Raw genomic sequence first — 17,707 nt, forward strand, 5'->3', positions numbered from 1 at the left:
ATGATTTTTTATAGATATAACTGAATTTTTTAATTTCCAATTCAATTAATTTTTTACTATGAAAAAAGCATTATTGCTACTAACTCTCTTTTTGAGTGCTACTTTACTATCTGTAGCTCAAGAGAGAACTATTTCTGGTGTTATCAAGGATTCTAATGGAGAATCATTACCAGGCGTTGCCATAATTGTAAAAGGCACATCAAAAGGTACTGTATCTAATATTGAAGGTCAGTACAAATTATTAGTTCCAAATGACAATACAGTACTAGTATTTAGGCTGGTTGGTTTTAAAGAAATTGAAAAAGCTGTAGGATCTCAAACTACTTTATCAATTTCTTTAGATGAAGATGCTAAACAACTAGATGAAGTTGTTGTTTCGGCATTAGGTTTTGAGGAAGATATTGATAAACTAGGTTCTGCTCCTTCTAAAATTTCATCAGAAAGTTTAGTTGAATCAGGTGAAGCTAATCTTATAAACGGGATGGCTGGTAAAGCATCGGGTGTAAGAATAACAAGGTCTTCTGGTGATCCAGGAGCTGGTTCAAGTATTCAAATTCGTGGGCAATCTACTATAACAGGTAATTTACAGCCACTTATTATTGTTGATGGTATGCCAATCAATAATTCAAATATTGGAGAAGGTACAGATGGGGTAACTCAACAATCTCGAATGAATGATATTAATCCTAACGATATTGAGTCAATGCAAGTACTTAAAGGTGCTTCAGCTGCTGCACTTTGGGGTTCAAGAGCTGCGAATGGTGTAATTGTTATCACAACAAAAAAAGGTTCATCTGCAGGTAAGAAATTAAATGTATCATTTAGAACTTCTTATTCAATGGATAAAGTAAATAAGCAACCTAATTTACAATCAACTTATGGTCAGGGATTTGGTGGTGCATTCGGAGAAAACACAGGTTTTTCATGGGGTGATAAAATCTCTGAAAGAGCAGGTGGTGCTGATGCTGTAGATAAAACAGGTGGTAAATTTACTTCTCAATCAGGTAAAGAATATTATACTATAACTCAGAAGAATAGTAGAGAAACTTATGAAGATTCAAATTGGGATGAAGTATTCCAAACTGGTAGTTATTGGGAAAATAACTTATCATTATCAGGTGGTGATAGAGATGGCTCATTCATGTTTTCAATTTCAGATTTAGATCAAAATGGTGTTGTTAAAAACTCTAACTATAAGAGAACGACTGCTCGCTTAAATACAATGAAACGTTTTGGTGATAAGTTTAAATTAACAAACACTTTAAATTATACACATACTACATCTGATCGTACTCAAAAAGGATCAAACTTAGCAGGTTTAATGTTAGGTTTATTAAGAACATCTCCTGATTTTGATAATAGAGATTACAAAGGTACTTATGATCCTCAAGATGGATCAGCTCCAATAGCTAATCGTCATAGATCATATAGAAGTGCAATAGCAAACTACCCTGAAGGAGGTGCTCCTACTTATAATAATCCATCTTGGACTGTTAATGAGCAAAAGAACCCTTCTAAAGTAAATCGTTTTGTAGGTACCGTTGAAGCACAATTATTACCAGCTACTTGGTTTGATGTTACTTTAAGGACAGGTATTGATTATTACAATGAGCAGAGAAGTTCATACTTTCCACAGTACTCATCAGGAAATGCAGCAGGATATTACGATGAAGATGTTTTGACAGAAATGCAATTTAATACTGACCTTATAGGTAGAGTTCAAAAAGAAATTACATCTGATTTACATTTTACAGGTTTAGTTGGATTTAACTATAACCAAAGAGATTATTCTTCTCAAGGTGCCTCAATGACTGGTTTTGTACTGGCAACAGCACCTCCAAATTTCACAAATGCTACTGCAGAAAATACTGCTCCTTATAACTATTACAGTACTACAAAAATTGCAGCAATGTATGGTTCTGCAAACTTTGCTTATAAAAATAAGCTTTTTGTAAATGGTACATTAAGAGGTGAAGCAGCATCAACTTATGGTGAAAATGCGGAATCTGTTTATTATTACCCTTCTGCAGATGCGGCTTATCAACTAGTTAATAATGCATCAGGAGCTTTAAGTTTTGCAAAATTACGAACTTCGTGGGGACAAGTTGGTGTCCAACCAGGTGTTTATAGAACAAAAACTTTATATGTAGCTGGCAACGTAGCTGAATCTTGGGGTCCCGAATTAGATATGTCTGGTTATGGTGGAGGTTTCTCATTATCTTCAAGTGCAGGTAATTCTTTCTTAAAACCTGAGATTAAATCAGAATGGGAAGTTGGTGCTGACTTTAGATTCTTAGCTGATAAAATGAGATTAGGTGTAACTTATTTCCAAAACGAAACACAAGATGTATTATTTGATTTAGATGTTGCTCCTTCAGCAGGTTTCTCATCTCAATACGGTAATGCAGGTACTCTAGAAAATAAAGGTATCGAGTTAGATTTAGGATATGATATTTTTAGAAGTTCAGATTGGAGAGTTTCTTTAGATCTTAATTGGACTAAAATTGATAATAAAGTTACTGATTTACAAGGTGCAGAGTCGATCTTCTTAGAAGGATTTACTTCAACTTCTTCAAGAGCCGTTGAAGGTTATCCTGTAGGTTCTTTTTGGGGTACTGATTTTGAAAGAAATGAGGATGGTTCTTTAGTGTTAGATGACGCTGGATTTCCTATGCAATCTGCAACAGAAAGTGTAATTGGTAACCCAAATCCAGAATGGAATGCAGGTTTAGGTGTTACAGTTCAGTACAAAGGCTTTAGACTATATGCATTATTTGATCATCAACAAGGAGGTCAAGTGTGGAATGGTACTAAGGGTGCTTTATCATACTTTGGACGTACTGCGGAATCAGCAACAGAAGCTACTGCTACTACTCCAGTTGCCAATGTATATGGTGATGTATATGGTGCAGGAGAAACTTTCAGAGGAGCTGTTCATGACTTCGGTGGAGGACCAGTTGCTTTAGATGAAACTTGGTATTGGGGTGGTTTAGGATCAGGTTTTACAGGACCTGGTTCACAATTTATTGAAGATGCTACTTCTACAAGATTAAGAGAGTTAACAATGAGTTATAGCTTAAGTATGCCTCAATTAAAGAAAGCATTAAAAGTATCATCAATCGATTTATCAATTACTGGCCGTAATCTATTTATTTGGACTGATTACTCAGGAATTGATCCAGAAACAAATTTAACTGGCGCTTCTAATGGTAGAGGTTTAGATTATTTTAACAATCCAAGTACTAAATCATGGGTATTCACTGCAGCGTTTAACTGGTAATAATTGCAGTAGAGACTTTTTAACCTAGAAGTACATTAAATTAAGAAATTACACAATGAAAAATATATTAAAATCAGTTTTATTAGCAACAGCAATAGCAGGTACTTCGATGTCTTGCGCTAAGCTAGTAGAAGGTGAAAACGTTAGCCCTAACTCACCAACTAGTGCTCCAGCAGAAATTGTAATGCCATCATCTCAATTAGCACTTGCCTTTGTAAACGAAGGTGATATTGCAAGAATTGCAGGTATGTGGTCTGGTTATTTTACTGGTTCAGATAGACAGTATACTGCTTTAAATAACTATTTAACTGTAGCAACTGATTATGACAGTTCATGGGATAACCTTTATAGAGAAGCAATAGCAAATGCAATCAATGCACTTAATGGAGCCATTGAGAATAATAATAGAGTCCTTCAAGGATATTGTAAAGTAGTAATTGCTAATTCTTTAGGTTTAGCAACAAACCTTTGGGGAGATGTCCCTGCTTCGCAGATTTCAGATATTGAAAACTATCCAATGCCTGTTTTTGATTCTCAAGCAGATGTATATAATTATGTTCAAACTTTACTTGATGAAGCAATAGCTGATATTGAGTCAGGTCAAGGTGGAGTATCTCAAGATCTTTTAAATGTAAATGTTAAAGCATTGTATACTTTAAAAGCAAGATACTATATGCATGTAAAGGATTATTCTATGGCATTATCAAATGCAAATAAAGGTATTACTGATACTTCAGAAGATATGTTTATTTCCCATGGTACTTCTCCTTATATAGATGCAAATACTTATTGGATGTTCGTTGCTTATGAGAGAGCTGGTTATATGACAGCTAATGAAGCTTTTGCTGTTGATTATATCAAAGGTAGAACAAATGCAAAAACAAACATGGCTCACATTTGGAATTACTTATATACTGAAGTAACAGATGAAGTAACAGGAGATATTACTGGTTATAATTTAAATACTTCTGGTTTTTTTGCACAAGATAGAGCTTTTCCACTTACAACTTTGCAAGAAACTCAATTGATTAAAGCTGAAGCAGCAGCTAGAACAAATGATCTAGCAGTAAGTTTAACAGCTATTAATGAATATAGAGCATATATGAATAGTGGAGGTTATATTGCTCCTGAATTTCAGGTTCTTGGTGATGAAGATAATCCTATTGTAATGCAATATGATCCTTATGTAGAAGCAGATTTTCAAAGTGGAGGTTTGTTAAATGATGGTTCATTAGCTGAGGACAAAGCATATCTTAAAGAAGTTTTAGCAGCAAGGTACACAACACTTGTAGGTTTGTTAGAAGGTTTTTCAGATGTAAGACGAACTTATAATGAAAGTGAAGTGAGAGTACCAGTTACTCCAACAGTTGGAGCTAAATTACCTCAACGTTTGCTTTATCCTCAAATTGAGGTGAATACAAATCAAAATTTAGTAGAAGTAGTTGATTTGTTCACTCCAACTCCAGTAAATCAATAAGAGAAAATAATTGAATATGGGCTTGTTGCTTAAGTAGCACCCTAATATAAAAGACAGAGGAAGCTTCTATTAGAAGTTTCCTCTTTTTTTTATTGTATTTTTTTATTCAATGGTTAATTGTATTATTAAGTTTTAATTTTGCTTTATTGCTTGTTTTTATTGTATTATTCTGATATGTTGATGATTTTATTTCATATTTGGATATTTATCAATTTCTATATTTTATAACATTTATTTAGATAACTAAAGTTAAATACGTAAGTTAGCATTATAAACATAAGTTAATGTACTTTTAAAGTAGATTAGTTATTATCAATTATCAACAATTCAATTATTTTAAACTATGATTAAATCATTTCCATTATTTTTTACAACCTAACGTATAATTTCTACTAATTTTTAACAATCAATCAACAAGATAATTTTTATGTCCGCTACTTTTTAGTTTTCAGACTTTAGAAAACTAGGACAAAACTTAAGTTCCAATTCAATTATTTTTATTATGAGAAAAGCACTTTTACTAGTGTCTCTTATGCTTACAATGGTTTTTGCCGGGTTTGCACAAGAGAGATCAATATCTGGTGTAATTAAAGATGCTTCGGGAGAAGCACTTCCAGGTGTTACTGTTGTCGTTAAAGGGACAACACAAGGTACTGTTACAAATATTGACGGTAAATACCGCTTAATGGTAACAGGTGATAATCCTACTTTACAATATAGACTTATAGGGTATAAAACTCAAGAAGTTATTGTAGGAAGCCAATCTGAAATCACAATCGCTTTAGAAGAAGACGTAGAACAGTTAGATGAAGTTGTAGTAACAGCTTTAGGTGTTGAAAGAGACGAAAGATCTCTAGGATACTCTGTTCAAAATGTTTCTGGAGAAGAGATGTCAGAGGTAAAGTCTGCAAATATGGTAGACGGTCTTGGAGGTAAAATTGCAGGAGTGCAAGTGTCTTCAAGTGGAGCAATGGGTGGTTCATCTCGTATTGTTATACGTGGTGTAAATTCAGTATCAGGAAATAACCAACCTTTATTTGTTGTTGATGGTGTACCTATCGATAACTCTAACTTTACATCTTCAAATCAATCAAGAGGTGCAGGTGGTTATGATTATGGTAATGCAGCGCAAGATATTAACCCTGATGACATAGAAACTATGTCAGTTCTTAAAGGTGCATCAGCTGCAGCTTTATATGGTTCAAGAGCAGCAAATGGTGTTGTAATGATTACAACTAAATCAGGAAAAGGTGCTAAAAGTAATAAGATAGGTGTATCTGTTAATGCAGGTGTATCATTTGAATCAGTATTGAAGTTACCAGATTACCAAAATGGCTACGGTGGTGGCGGTGGCGGTGCATTCCCTGGAGGAACTGACGCGAATGGTATTCCTTATGCAGCATATGCAGTAGATGAATCTTGGGGACCAGCATTAGATGGTACTTTAGCTAGACAATGGTATTCTTTTGATGAATGGCATCCTGACTATGGTAAAGGTACACCTTGGGTAGCACATCCAAATAACGTTAAAGATTTCTTTGATACAGGTGTTACTTCAAATATCGGTGTTTCTTTAACTGGTAATACAGAAAAATCAAGCTTTAGATTATCTTACACAAACTATGATATTAAAGGTGTTTTCCCTAACAGTGAAATGCAAAGAGATAACTTTAGTTTGAATGCAACTCAAAAGTTAACTGATAAATTAAAGGTTAATGTTGGGGCAAATTATGTTGGTTCTAAGGCTTTAGGTCGTCCTGGTACTGGTTATGATGGAAATAACGTCATGCAGCAGTTCAATCAGTGGGGACAACGTCAATGGGATGATGCTCAAATGAAGCAATACAAAAACCCTGACGGTTCTCAAAGAACATGGAATAGAAAATCAGCTTCAGATCCTGCTCCTAAATATTCAGATAACCCATATTGGGTACGTAACGAGAATTACCAAGATGACGACAGAAATCGTTTTTATGGTAACGTTGGCTTAAATTACCAATTTAATGGTGGTTTCTCTGCAAGTGCAAAAGTAATGACTGATTACTACACTGATTATAGAAGAGAAAGAATTGCAGTAGGTTCTCAAGCAATTTCTGAATATAGTGAAGACGTTAGATCTGTTCAAGAAACTAACTACGAAGCAATGTTACGTTATGACAAAACATTCACAAATGAGCTATCATTGAATGCTTTTGTAGGCGGAAACATAAGAACAAATAAGTATCGTAGAAATTATCAAGGTACTTCAAATGGTCTTTCAGTACCTAATTTGTATACTACATCAAATTCTAATGGTCCTGTTCAAACTGTAGATAGTGGTACTGATAAGCAAGTAAATTCAGTTTTTGGTAGTGCTTCATTAGGTTACCGAAATACATTTTTTGTTGATGCTTCTTTAAGAGCAGATCAGTCATCTACACTACCTGCAAATAACAATACTTATTTATACCCTGCGGTATCTGGATCGGTAGTATTTACAGAATTAGGAAGTCTTGCAGATTCAAAAGTAATCTCTTTTGGTAAAGTACGTTTAGGTTGGGCTCAAGTAGGAAATGACACAGACCCTTACAGTGTTAATCAAACATATTCTGCTGATTCAAGAGGTGCTTTTAATGGTAACCCAATTTATTATGTACCTAACACTTTAAATAATTCTAATATCAAACCAGAACAGACTACTTCTTTAGAATTAGGTTTAGATATGCGTTTCTTTAATGATCGTTTAGGATTTGATGCAACGATTTATAAAAACGTATCAACAGATCAGATTATTGATGTGCCTACTTCTGGTTCAACTGGTTATACAAGACAAATCATCAATGCAGGTGAAATGTTAAACCAAGGTGTTGAATTATCAATAAATGCAACTCCTATCTTAACAGAAAGTGGTTTCAGATGGGATTTAGGCTTCAATTATGCTAAAAACTACAATGAACTAGTAAAATTAGCTGATGGTCTTGATAATTTACGTTTAGCTAATGCTCCATTCGCAGTTTCTGTAAATGCTACTGAAGGTCAATCTTATGGACAGATCAGAGGTACAGGATACCAAAGAAATGACAATGGTGATTTATTAGTAGGAGCTGGAGGTACTTATTTACCAACTGATGAATTAGTAAACTTAGGTTCTTCTCTTGCAGATTGGACAGGTGGTTTATCAAATACATTTACTTATAAAGGTATATCTCTTAGAGTATTATTAGATATGCGTTTTGGTGGTAAACTTTTCTCTACAACTAATATGTGGGGTAATTACTCAGGAATAATGGCAGAAACAGTTGCCAATAATATTCGTGAGGATGGTATTATTGTACCAGGTGTAAAAGAAGATGGAACGACTAATGATGTTGTTATTGATGCTAATACACACTTTTATGCTAACGGCGGTTACATCATTGCAGAAGCAAATATGTATGATGCATCTTATGTGAAATTAAAAGAGTTAGCATTAACATATAGAATTCCATCTAACATTACGAAGAAAATTGGTGCTTATGGTGCTTCATTCTCTGTAACTGGTAGAAACTTATGGATTCTTCATTCAAATGTACCGCACATTGATCCTGAATTTGCAAATAACTCAGGTAACGTACAAGGTATTGAGGGTGGTGCAGTTCCTACAACTAAATCTTGGGGTTTCAACTTGAAACTAGATTTCTAAAAACCCTTTACAAAATCTAAAAACCCTACTTAAGTATTTGTGTTTTTAGATAGAATATTAGCTTAAGATTTTTTAAAGAAGACAATAATGAAATTTATAAATAAATTAAAAACAGTTCTTGTAGCAGGTGGTATGGCAGCAGCAATGTTTGCATGTACTGACCTAGAAGAGCTAAATGTAGATCCTAACAACCCTTCAGAGGTTCCTGCATCATATTTATTGACATCAGGTCAAAAATATGCTATGGAAAATGTTTGGGATGAATGGGCGAATGGTCGTTTTGGTCTAGTTTACTCACAATATTGGTCTCAACAAGCTTACCCTTCTGAAAGCCGTTTCCGTTACAGAGATTCTTCTGTAAATAGTCAGTGGATCAGCTATTTTGCTGCTGGAGGTCTTAAAGACTTGAAGGCAAGTATGGATATAGCAATGGGATTATTGGAAAATGATGCTATTGTTGGTGATGCAAAAGATAGAGCATCAAATCAATATGCTGTTGCTCAAATTACACGCGTATGGTTAATGCATTTAGTTACAGATATCTGGGGACCAGTTCCTTATACTGAAGCTTTACAAGGTAATGACGTAATTGCTCCATCTTATGATAAGCAAGAAATGATTTACTCAAGCTTATTAACAGAATTAACTGAAGCTCAGTCAAAAGTTGTAGCTACAACAGGTGTTGATGGTGATGTAATCTATAATGGTAATATGGCTAAATGGGCAAAGTTTGCTCAATCTCTAAAGCTACGTATTGCTCTAAGAATGGCTGATAGAGACAATGGAGTTAAATTAGCAGAAGTAGTTGCAGCAGGTGGTTTTATTGCAGGAAATGAGGATAATGCTACATTAGTTTTTGGATCAGCTCCTCATAACAATCCTTTGAATGAGGATCGTAAAACACGTGCTGACTTTGCTGCAAGTAATACAATGGTAGATTTACTATCTGATATGAGTGATCCTCGTATGGGATTATATTTTGATCCAACTGAAGCTTCAGTTATAGCAGGTACGCCAGAGTATATTGGTGTGATATATGGTTTAGATGATAATACAGCTAACAATTTAGATATATCAGAATACTCTCAACCTTCAGCAGCAACTTTATATGAGAAGGCTCCTGGAATCTATATATCTTATCCTGAAGTATGTTTTGCTTTAGCTGAAGCAGCTCAAAGAGCATCTAATGCGACATTGGCAGCAACACATTATGAAGCAGGTATTAGAGCGTCAATGGAATTTTGGAATGGTCAAGCAGGATTAGCAGGCATGACAAGAACAATTGCTCAGGCGGATATTGATGCTTATGTAATTGCTCACCCATATGATGCAACTAATTGGAAAACTTCTTTAGGTATTCAAAAGTGGATTGCTTTATATATGCAAGGTCATCAAGGATGGATAGAATGGAGACGTCTTGACTTTGGAGTTTTAAGATCACCAGTTGCAGGTCATGATAGAGGTAATGGTGAAATACCTGTTCGTCGTCCTTACCCAACTGATGAACAGACATTAAATTTATCTTCATATTCAGCAGGTGTTGAAGTACTTAATACTGAAGCTGGTTTTACAGGTTCAGGTGAATTTCAAGGAGATAACTTGAATAATCCAGTATGGTGGGATATGACAAAAGGTACTCAAGTAGCTGTTGATAGTGATGGTAATCCTATTCCTTAAGCTTTGAGTTAAAAAATATAAGTAATTAGGTTTAACACCCTACATCTTAACAGGTGTAGGGTGTTTTTTTTATCCTAAAATACTCCTTTGATTATTTTATCATGATAAGTATCACTTTTTCAATAAAAAACATCATCTTTGCGTGCATCAAAAATAATCTCTGAATACCAATCCTTATTATGGACAAGATCCTAATTTATGACTTCGGTTCTCAGTATACACAGCTAATTGCTAGACGTGTAAGAGAGTTAAATGTTTATTGTGAGATTTTTCCTTACAATCACGAGCCGAAGATTGATCATTCTGAGTACAAAGGTGTTATCCTTTCAGGTAGCCCTCACTCAGTTTTAGAAGACGATGCACCAAACTTCGACGTTTCCGATATTCGCGGAAAAATGCCTCTTCTAGGTGTGTGTTTTGGCGCACAGATGCTTGCTCATCAGAATGGAGGAACTGTCGCACGTTCAGAGCACCGTGAGTACGGTCGTGCAAACCTTGATTTCATAGACCATACAAGTCCTATGATGAAAGGGATACCAGAAGACACTCAAGTATGGATGTCGCATGGTGATACAATCCTTAATCTTCCTGATAGCTTTAAAGTAATTGCGAGTACTACTAGTATTCCTGTTGCAGCATATAGAATTCTTGGCGAAGAAACATTTGGTTTACAATTCCATCCAGAAGTAACACACTCAAAAGACGGTAAGTTTATGCTTCAGGATTTTGTAGTAGGTGTTTGTGAATGTAAGCAAGATTGGACACCAGAATCTTTTGTAGATAGTACTGTAGCAGAATTAAAGGCACAACTTGGAGATGACCGTGTAATATTAGGTTTATCTGGTGGTGTAGATTCTTCTGTAGCTGCAGTTTTACTTCATAGAGCAATTGGTGAAAACCTATATTGTATTTTTGTTGACAATGGTTTACTTCGTAAAAACGAATTTGAATCTGTTTTAGAATCTTACCATGGTTTAGGTCTTAATGTTAAAGGCGTAAATTCTAAAGACTTATTTTATAAAGAGTTAGAAGGTAAAACTGATCCAGAAGATAAGCGTAAAGCTATTGGTAAAATCTTTGTAGATGTATTTGAAACAGAATCGAAGCTGATTGAAAATGCAAAATGGTTAGGTCAAGGAACTATTTATCCTGATGTAATCGAATCCGTATCTGTAAAAGGGCCTTCGGCAACAATTAAATCTCATCATAATGTAGGTGGTTTACCTGATTATATGAAATTGAAAGTTGTAGAACCATTAAATACTTTATTTAAAGATGAAGTGCGTTTAGTGGGTAAGGCTTTAAATATTCCTCAAGAAATTTTAGGTAGACATCCTTTCCCAGGTCCTGGTTTAGGTATCCGTATTTTGGGTGATGTAACTGCAGAGAAAGTAGAGGTTTTACAAGAAGTTGACTACATCTTTATCCAAGGTTTAAAAGACCATGGTTTATATGATGATGTATGGCAAGCTGGAGCAATGCTTTTACCAGTAAACTCTGTTGGAGTTATGGGTGATGAGCGTACATATGAAAAAGTAGTAGCTTTAAGAGCAGTTTCATCTTTAGATGGTATGACTGCAGATTGGGTACACTTACCTTATGAGTTCCTTGCAGAAATTAGTAACAATATCATCAATAGAGTAAAAGGTGTAAATAGAGTAGTATATGATATTAGCTCTAAACCACCAGCAACTATTGAATGGGAATAGATTTTTAAAATCTACATATATGGTCCGATCAATGATAAATTGATCGGACTTTTTTCTTTGCAGATTTACTTATAATAGTACATCCTTTAAAGTTTTATAACGATTAGTATATATTCAGAATTAATATGATTATATTTGGTTGTTAATAATCGTAAACACGACTATATAATCTAGTCTTATCTATATTAACTAACAAGGGTTACTTCTTTTTAGAAGTAATTCCTTAGTTAAGACTAAGATTTAAAAATATAAAAGCCGAGTCATTTTAAATGGCTCGGCTTACTTTATTTAGAAGGATTAATTATGTTAATCCTTTTCGTATTTTACTTTAATTCCGTGGTATCTCTCTTCTGGTATGTAATCTTTCTGAAGAGGATGTCCAACCCAATCATCAGGAGATAGAATACGTCTTAAATCGGGATGATTATCGAAAGTCACACCTACTAAATCATACGCTTCACGTTCGTGCCAATCAGCAGCTCTCCAAACAGGAACTACAGAAGGTATATGTGGATTTTGTCTGTCTAATACAACTTTTAAAGTAACTCTAAAGCCATTGGGAATAGAATAAAGATGATAAATAACTTCCATCGTATTTTTATCTGGTCCGTTATCTATTCCAGTTAAGCAAGAAAGTGTATCAAAAAATGTTGTTTGATTACCCTTTAGAAAAGAACAAACCTCAGTAATTTTTTCTGATGGAATTGTAATTTCTTGCTGAGGTAATTTTGTATCAACAGATAGTGTACAATCGGTAATGTTTTCTTCAATTAATGCAGCTATTTCCTCTGTTGTCATGATTATGCTTTTGCTTTGTTCATTAATTTTTCAACTGCAGTAGGTGCCATCAAAGTCTCTTCACGAATTTGATCACGTAGTTTTAGAATGCCACCTATTAATGCTTCTGGTCTTGGAGGGCATCCAGGAACATAAACATCAACAGGAATAATTCTATCAACACCTTTAACAACATTATAACCATGCTCCCAGTATGGACCACCACAATTAGAGCAGCTACCCATAGAAATTACATAACGAGGCTCTGCCATTTGTTCATATAATCTACGAACACGGTCAGCCATCTTGAAAGTTACTGTACCAGAAATAATCATTGCATCTGATTGACGAGGTGTTGCCCTTGGAATAACACCAAACCTATCTAAGTCATAATTGGAAGCAAAAGTTGTCATCATTTCGATGGCACAACATGCTAATCCAAATCCAAGTGGCCACAAAGAAGATAATCTTGCCCAGTTGATTAAATCATCAACTTTAGAAATTACAATCTCTCCTTGCCCAAACTGCTGATCTAATAAACCTTTCATATAAATAGCTGCGAAATTGCTTGTTAATTTTTTAGTTGAGCTAAAAGTTCAGCTCCACCATTTGCCAATGTTTCTTTGGCGATTTTTGTTCCTGTTGCATTAGCATCAATAGCAGGAACAGTATATGTATATCTTATTTGAGGTAGACCATCTGGCTGTGCTAATCCACCTGTTATAGTAATATCTGATTTAGACGCCCACCTTGCTAAACAAAAGGCAGGAATACTACAACCACCTTGTAATTCTTTTAAGAAAGCACGTTCAGCACGTACACAAGTTTCTGTTTGTTCATTATTAATTGCAGAACGGATAGCTTCTTTTATATTCGTATCTAAACCTGTACTTGCTTCAATAGCAACACAACCTTGTCCAGTTGCAGGAGTGAAAGTATCTACAGGAAGTTCGTGAACAATCATATTGTTATACCCCATTCTGTGCACACCCGCATAAGCAAGCATAAGTACATCACAAAGGCCATCTTCCATTTTCTTAATTCTTGTCTGTAAGTTCCCTCTTACATCAACAATTTTAGCATTAGGATAATATTTTTTTAATAATGCTACTCTTCTTACCGAAGATGTACCAATTACAATATCTGTATTCTGATCTATAGTAAGACCAGCTTTATGACTTACAAAAACATCATGACATTCTTCTCTGTCTGTAAAGGCAATTAATTCAAAATCATCACCTAAAGATGCTTGCATATCTTTAGCACTATGAACGGCAATATCAATACCTCCATTACGAAGTTGTTCTTCTAATTCCTCAGTAAAAACACCTTTAGAACCAATCTTTGATAACGAACGGTCAAGAATTTTATCACCTTTCGTTTCTATCAATACTAACTCAGCAGTCATGTTGTTTTGCTCTAATAGAGATTTAACATGTTCAGCTTGCCATAAAGCAAGTTTACTTTTACGAGTACCGATTTTTATTGTTCTTTCTATCATATCTATATTAATAATTACGCGAAGATAATCACTAGTTGATTCAAAATGAAAATTGTAACTATATAGAAAGAAGAGATTTTAATCTTTTAGTCTTTTTACATAAAAAAAAGACATTCAATATCTATCGAATGTCTTTCCACAACTGGTTAATGTTACTGGTGTATCATGCCATATAATAGGTGACTAACCTATTATCTTTACCTGTTCAAGTATAACGGTTTAATTATAAAACATGAAATTTTTAATAACAAAATGCACAACTTCTTAGAATAGTTATATATTGTTAATGTGAAATTTCAATTAATGGCAACAAAAGTTAATAATGAGGTATTATTGGCTATTCTATACAGATTGAAATAGAGATTTGTATATTTGCAAACGCGAATTAAAGCATTGTAATTATGAAGCTGAAACACTTCAATTTATCTATAGGTACTCAGATAATGAAGGCCTTAGGAGAAGAATCGAGAATAAGAATAATAAATTTACTTCATACTAATGAAGAAATGTGTATTTCTGATATTGAATTAGTATTGGATTATACCCAAACCAAAACATCTAGACATTTAATCTACATGAAGAATGCTGGGTTATTGAATGTCAGAAAAATAGATCAATGGTCTTTCTATTCCATAAAAGAAGAAATTTCTGGTATTGTTGAAACAATTTTCAAATACATGGAAAGAGATGTTCAATTAATAGAAGATCAAGAAACGTACAATACATTGTCGTCTAATAGAGAATTGGCAATGAATAAGATTGAACGTAGAAGAATGAGTCATTATCCTGAAGGAGATTAAAATATATTTTGATGAGAAAATTAAGCATGGACGAACTCAATAGAGTTAGCGCCGAAGAATTTAAAGCACAAGAGAAAAATAATATTGTTGTTGTTCTTGATAATATTAGAAGCTTAAATAATGTAGGGTCGTCTTTTAGAACAGGAGATGCTTTTGCAATTGAAAAAGTAGTTCTTTGTGGGATTACGGGTAAACCTCCACATAGAGATATTCATAAAACAGCACTTGGAGCACAAGACACAGTAACTTGGGGACATTTTGATGAGACCGTAGATGCTATTGCCTCTTTAAAAAAAGAAGGATATAAAGTAATTGCGGTTGAACAAGTTGAAGGAAGTACTTTACTTCAAAATTTTACAACTACTAAAGAAGAAAAAATAGCTTTAGTATTTGGTAATGAGGTAATGGGGGTAAGTGATGAAGCTATTGCTGCATCTGATATGGCTTTAGAAATTCCTCAATTTGGAACAAAGCATTCTCTAAATGTATCAATTACTATTGGTGTAGTACTTTGGCAATGCTTACAACAAAAAATGGGGAAGTAGTTAACTTTTCGATATAAAAAAATGGTCTTAGTTTCTAAAAGCTAAGACCATTTTTTATATCGAAAAAGAATTTATTTTTTCATTTTGAAGACAGACCCAGTCGTTATTTTATTTTCTTGTCTTCTTGATAATTCAAACAGAGCAAGTACTAATAAAGAGAATCCAAGACCTATAATATTCATTGTACTCATATCATTGTAGAAAGCGATTAATCTTCCAATTAATGAAATAAGTGATAATGCCATTCCAATTGTAATAATATTTTTGCTGAAATAGATAATGCCTATACATGCAAACAGTAAAAGGAAAAGAACATTTAATTGTGTTTGCCATGCTTGACCGCTACTCCACAAATCAGAAAAATATAATCCGAAAATCATGAAGTAAAAAACGAGTTGAGAAGACTTGAAAACTGGTATTTCAGATTCTGTAATTTCATCGCTACTATCGTCATTACTCTTAAAGATAGTAAAAAGTGTATACCCAAGACTTAGTGAAAACACATAAAATAATGCACCCCAAATAGATTGTTGAATAATCATATCTGTAGTTAATTGATCATTAAATGTTGCAAATGAATTAATTACAGCTAAAAGTATAATTGCTCCAAAACCAATTATTAGGCGAATGATATCTGTTTTCTGAAAGAAGAAACGAAGAACTAATAAAGAAAGAATCATTGCCAATCCTTTTCTAATTAAGTTCCTGAAAATAGTATCAAGAAATATAGTATCTCCTCCATGTTGAATATAGAGGTTCATCATTACACTAACCCATACACCTATAATCCCTACCCAAAATAAAGATTTTTCATTGTACCTCTGTAATATAGCAATACCAAAAAATAAAATTGTAGGAGAACTAAAAGGACTTATTAAAATCAAACCAATGATCTTAAAAATGTCTACTTCTGCAGTTGTCATTCCATAAATTAAAGGTAGAATCTGAACAAGTAAATAGCCTAAGCCAAAGGCAAGTCCAAAATTTCTAAATTCTTTTTTTGTTTGTATTGATAGTTGTTTCATTATAAAAAATCAGAAATGTAAAATCTAAATTCATATTGAATATAGAATTGTAAATGCTGTAAAGATAATCACTAAACTTTATCTTTTAATAATTCAATCAACTTTACAACGGCTTTTCCTCTGTGACTAATTTCATTTTTTTCTTTCGAAGATAATTGAGCAAAAGTACGTTCATGTCCTTTAGATTTAAAGATAGGGTCATAACCAAAACCTTCGTCACCCGTTCTCTCTGTAATAATATCACCTTCAGCAATCCCCTCAACTTGTTCAACGTTCCCTTCCCAAAGCAAAGTGATTACCGTTCTAAACCTTGCACTTCTATCATTTTTACCCTCTAAATTCTTAAGTACTAGATCCATATTGTTGTCACTATCTCTTTGTGGGCCAGCGTATCTTGCAGAGTAAACACCAGGCTCTCCATTTAAGGCATTAATTTCAAGTCCGGTGTCATCAGCAAAGCAACTAACACCATAATTATCCCAAACATATTGTGCTTTTTGTAAAGAGTTACCTTCTAATGTTTCTTGTGTCTCAGGTAATTCCTCTTCGCAATTAATTTCTTTTAAACTTACAACTTGATAAAGACCTTCTAGTTGCTGCTGAATTTCTTTCAGCTTATTTATATTATTAGTGGCAAAACAGATTTTTTTCATTTCTTTATTTTAAATGATGTAATACTATTGACTAGAATTTATAATTATTTTTTTTCAAAAAGGCTTCTTCATAAGGTTCATCATCAATGGATTCATTAACTACTGTAAAACCAGCTTTTTGATATACCTGAATAGCAAATGGATGATCAAATTGACAAGTATGCAACCAAACTTCTTTTGTTTTTAGTTCCTGTTCAATTTTTCTAATACTTTCCATTAAAAAAGGTAAACCTAATTTTTGACCAATAAATGCAGGAAGTAATCCAAAGTAGGCAACTTCAATGGATTGTTTCTTAGAGATATCAAATTCAATAAAACCAGCAATTTCTCCATCAACAATCAATTTAAGTAATCTACAATTATCAGAATTGAGCCAAGAAGATAATTCCGTGTCAGACATTAAGACTCTTCCAGTCCATCCCCATTCAGCCCCAACCTGATTATATATTTCTAAATATGCTGTAGTTGTTAAAGGATTCCAGTTTTTAATATCTCCCTTTGGAAGTAGTCTATTTTGAATAGCCAAAGAAGAATCTTTCTTTAAGTACTGCGTTTTAACCGGAATAGTGATATATGACATTTACTTATTATAATTTTAATTA

At 33.7% G+C, this 17,707-nt stretch carries 13 protein-coding genes; 7 read left to right on the forward strand and 6 right to left on the reverse strand.

Features of this window, described 5'->3' with window-relative positions; translation table 11 throughout:
• Nucleotides 1–58: 58 nt before the first annotated feature.
• From EI427_RS19645 to guaA, 5 genes are all read left to right on the forward strand, one after another.
• Nucleotides 59–3,280 carry a SusC/RagA family TonB-linked outer membrane protein gene (locus tag EI427_RS19645; RefSeq protein ID WP_126617941.1) on the forward strand — a complete coding sequence of 1,074 codons (3,222 nt, stop codon included), beginning with the start codon at nt 59–61 and terminating at the stop codon, nt 3,278–3,280.
• 55 nt (nt 3,281–3,335) lie between these two features.
• Nucleotides 3,336–4,757 carry a SusD/RagB family nutrient-binding outer membrane lipoprotein gene (locus EI427_RS19650; RefSeq protein ID WP_126617943.1) on the forward strand — a complete coding sequence of 474 codons (1,422 nt, stop codon included), beginning with the start codon at nt 3,336–3,338 and terminating at the stop codon, nt 4,755–4,757.
• Nucleotides 4,758–5,259: 502 nt separating this feature from the next.
• On the forward strand, nt 5,260–8,418 hold the full coding sequence (locus EI427_RS19655) for a SusC/RagA family TonB-linked outer membrane protein (protein WP_126617945.1): 3,159 nt from the start codon (nt 5,260–5,262) through the stop codon (nt 8,416–8,418).
• A gap of 87 nt (nt 8,419–8,505) precedes the next feature.
• Nucleotides 8,506–10,095, forward strand: coding sequence for a SusD/RagB family nutrient-binding outer membrane lipoprotein (locus tag EI427_RS19660; protein WP_126617947.1), 1,590 nt, complete (start codon nt 8,506–8,508; stop codon nt 10,093–10,095).
• 176 nt (nt 10,096–10,271) lie between these two features.
• The gene (gene guaA / locus EI427_RS19665) at nt 10,272–11,804 is read left to right on the forward strand and encodes a glutamine-hydrolyzing GMP synthase (protein ID WP_126617949.1); all 1,533 of its coding nucleotides are present in this window, start codon (nt 10,272–10,274) and stop codon (nt 11,802–11,804) included.
• A gap of 306 nt (nt 11,805–12,110) precedes the next feature.
• On the opposite strand, the gene EI427_RS19670 is transcribed toward guaA, so the two are convergent.
• The 3 genes from EI427_RS19670 to hemC are packed head-to-tail and all read right to left on the reverse strand — an operon-like array spanning nt 12,111 to nt 14,082.
• A complete protein-coding gene (locus EI427_RS19670) occupies nt 12,111–12,602 on the reverse strand; it encodes an NADH-quinone oxidoreductase subunit C (protein ID WP_126617951.1) in 492 nt (163 codons plus the stop codon).
• 2 nt (nt 12,603–12,604) lie between these two features.
• Nucleotides 12,605–13,129, reverse strand: a complete 525-nt coding sequence (gene nuoB / locus EI427_RS19675) for an NADH-quinone oxidoreductase subunit NuoB (protein WP_126617953.1) — start codon at nt 13,127–13,129, stop codon at nt 12,605–12,607.
• Between the two features lie 23 nt (nt 13,130–13,152).
• Nucleotides 13,153–14,082, reverse strand: coding sequence for a hydroxymethylbilane synthase (gene hemC / locus EI427_RS19680; protein ID WP_126617955.1), 930 nt, complete (start codon nt 14,080–14,082; stop codon nt 13,153–13,155).
• A gap of 401 nt (nt 14,083–14,483) precedes the next feature.
• Between hemC and EI427_RS19685 the strand changes: the two genes are divergently transcribed.
• Together EI427_RS19685 and EI427_RS19690 are read left to right on the forward strand one after the other, a co-directional pair.
• Nucleotides 14,484–14,882, forward strand: a complete 399-nt coding sequence (locus tag EI427_RS19685; protein ID WP_126617957.1) for an ArsR/SmtB family transcription factor — start codon at nt 14,484–14,486, stop codon at nt 14,880–14,882.
• A gap of 11 nt (nt 14,883–14,893) precedes the next feature.
• The gene (locus EI427_RS19690) at nt 14,894–15,427 is read left to right on the forward strand and encodes an RNA methyltransferase (protein ID WP_126617959.1); all 534 of its coding nucleotides are present in this window, start codon (nt 14,894–14,896) and stop codon (nt 15,425–15,427) included.
• A gap of 71 nt (nt 15,428–15,498) precedes the next feature.
• Here EI427_RS19690 and EI427_RS19695 read toward each other — a convergent pair whose 3' ends face one another.
• The 3 genes from EI427_RS19695 to EI427_RS19705 all read right to left on the reverse strand — a co-directional run bounded on the left by EI427_RS19695 (nt 15,499) and on the right by EI427_RS19705 (nt 17,685).
• Entirely contained in the window at nt 15,499–16,452 is a 954-nt protein-coding gene (locus EI427_RS19695) for a hypothetical protein (RefSeq protein WP_126617961.1), read from the reverse strand.
• A 71-nt stretch (nt 16,453–16,523) separates the two neighbouring features.
• Nucleotides 16,524–17,105 carry an RdgB/HAM1 family non-canonical purine NTP pyrophosphatase gene (rdgB, locus tag EI427_RS19700; protein WP_126617963.1) on the reverse strand — a complete coding sequence of 194 codons (582 nt, stop codon included), beginning with the start codon at nt 17,103–17,105 and terminating at the stop codon, nt 16,524–16,526.
• Nucleotides 17,106–17,136: 31 nt separating this feature from the next.
• A complete protein-coding gene (locus tag EI427_RS19705; protein WP_126617965.1) occupies nt 17,137–17,685 on the reverse strand; it encodes a GNAT family N-acetyltransferase in 549 nt (182 codons plus the stop codon).
• Nucleotides 17,686–17,707 lie beyond the last annotated feature (22 nt).

The organism is Flammeovirga pectinis, from assembly GCF_003970675.1.
Lineage (GTDB): Bacteria > Bacteroidota > Bacteroidia > Cytophagales > Flammeovirgaceae > Flammeovirga > Flammeovirga pectinis.

Excerpts from the sequence above, each read along its gene's own strand:
- EI427_RS19670 (WP_126617951.1), bottom strand. The coding sequence starts at position 12,602 with ATGACAACAGAGGAAATAGCTGCATTAATTGAAGAAAACATTACCGAT.
- rdgB (WP_126617963.1), bottom strand. The coding sequence starts at position 17,105 with ATGAAAAAAATCTGTTTTGCCACTAATAATATAAATAAGCTGAAAGAA.
- EI427_RS19690 (WP_126617959.1), top strand. The coding sequence starts at position 14,894 with ATGAGAAAATTAAGCATGGACGAACTCAATAGAGTTAGCGCCGAAGAA.
- nuoB (WP_126617953.1), bottom strand. The coding sequence starts at position 13,129 with ATGAAAGGTTTATTAGATCAGCAGTTTGGGCAAGGAGAGATTGTAATT.
- EI427_RS19695 (WP_126617961.1), bottom strand. The coding sequence starts at position 16,452 with ATGAAACAACTATCAATACAAACAAAAAAAGAATTTAGAAATTTTGGA.
- EI427_RS19650 (WP_126617943.1), top strand. The coding sequence starts at position 3,336 with ATGAAAAATATATTAAAATCAGTTTTATTAGCAACAGCAATAGCAGGT.
- EI427_RS19705 (WP_126617965.1), bottom strand. The coding sequence starts at position 17,685 with ATGTCATATATCACTATTCCGGTTAAAACGCAGTACTTAAAGAAAGAT.
- hemC (WP_126617955.1), bottom strand. The coding sequence starts at position 14,082 with ATGATAGAAAGAACAATAAAAATCGGTACTCGTAAAAGTAAACTTGCT.
- EI427_RS19655 (WP_126617945.1), top strand. The coding sequence starts at position 5,260 with ATGAGAAAAGCACTTTTACTAGTGTCTCTTATGCTTACAATGGTTTTT.
- EI427_RS19685 (WP_126617957.1), top strand. The coding sequence starts at position 14,484 with ATGAAGCTGAAACACTTCAATTTATCTATAGGTACTCAGATAATGAAG.
- EI427_RS19660 (WP_126617947.1), top strand. The coding sequence starts at position 8,506 with ATGAAATTTATAAATAAATTAAAAACAGTTCTTGTAGCAGGTGGTATG.
- EI427_RS19645 (WP_126617941.1), top strand. The coding sequence starts at position 59 with ATGAAAAAAGCATTATTGCTACTAACTCTCTTTTTGAGTGCTACTTTA.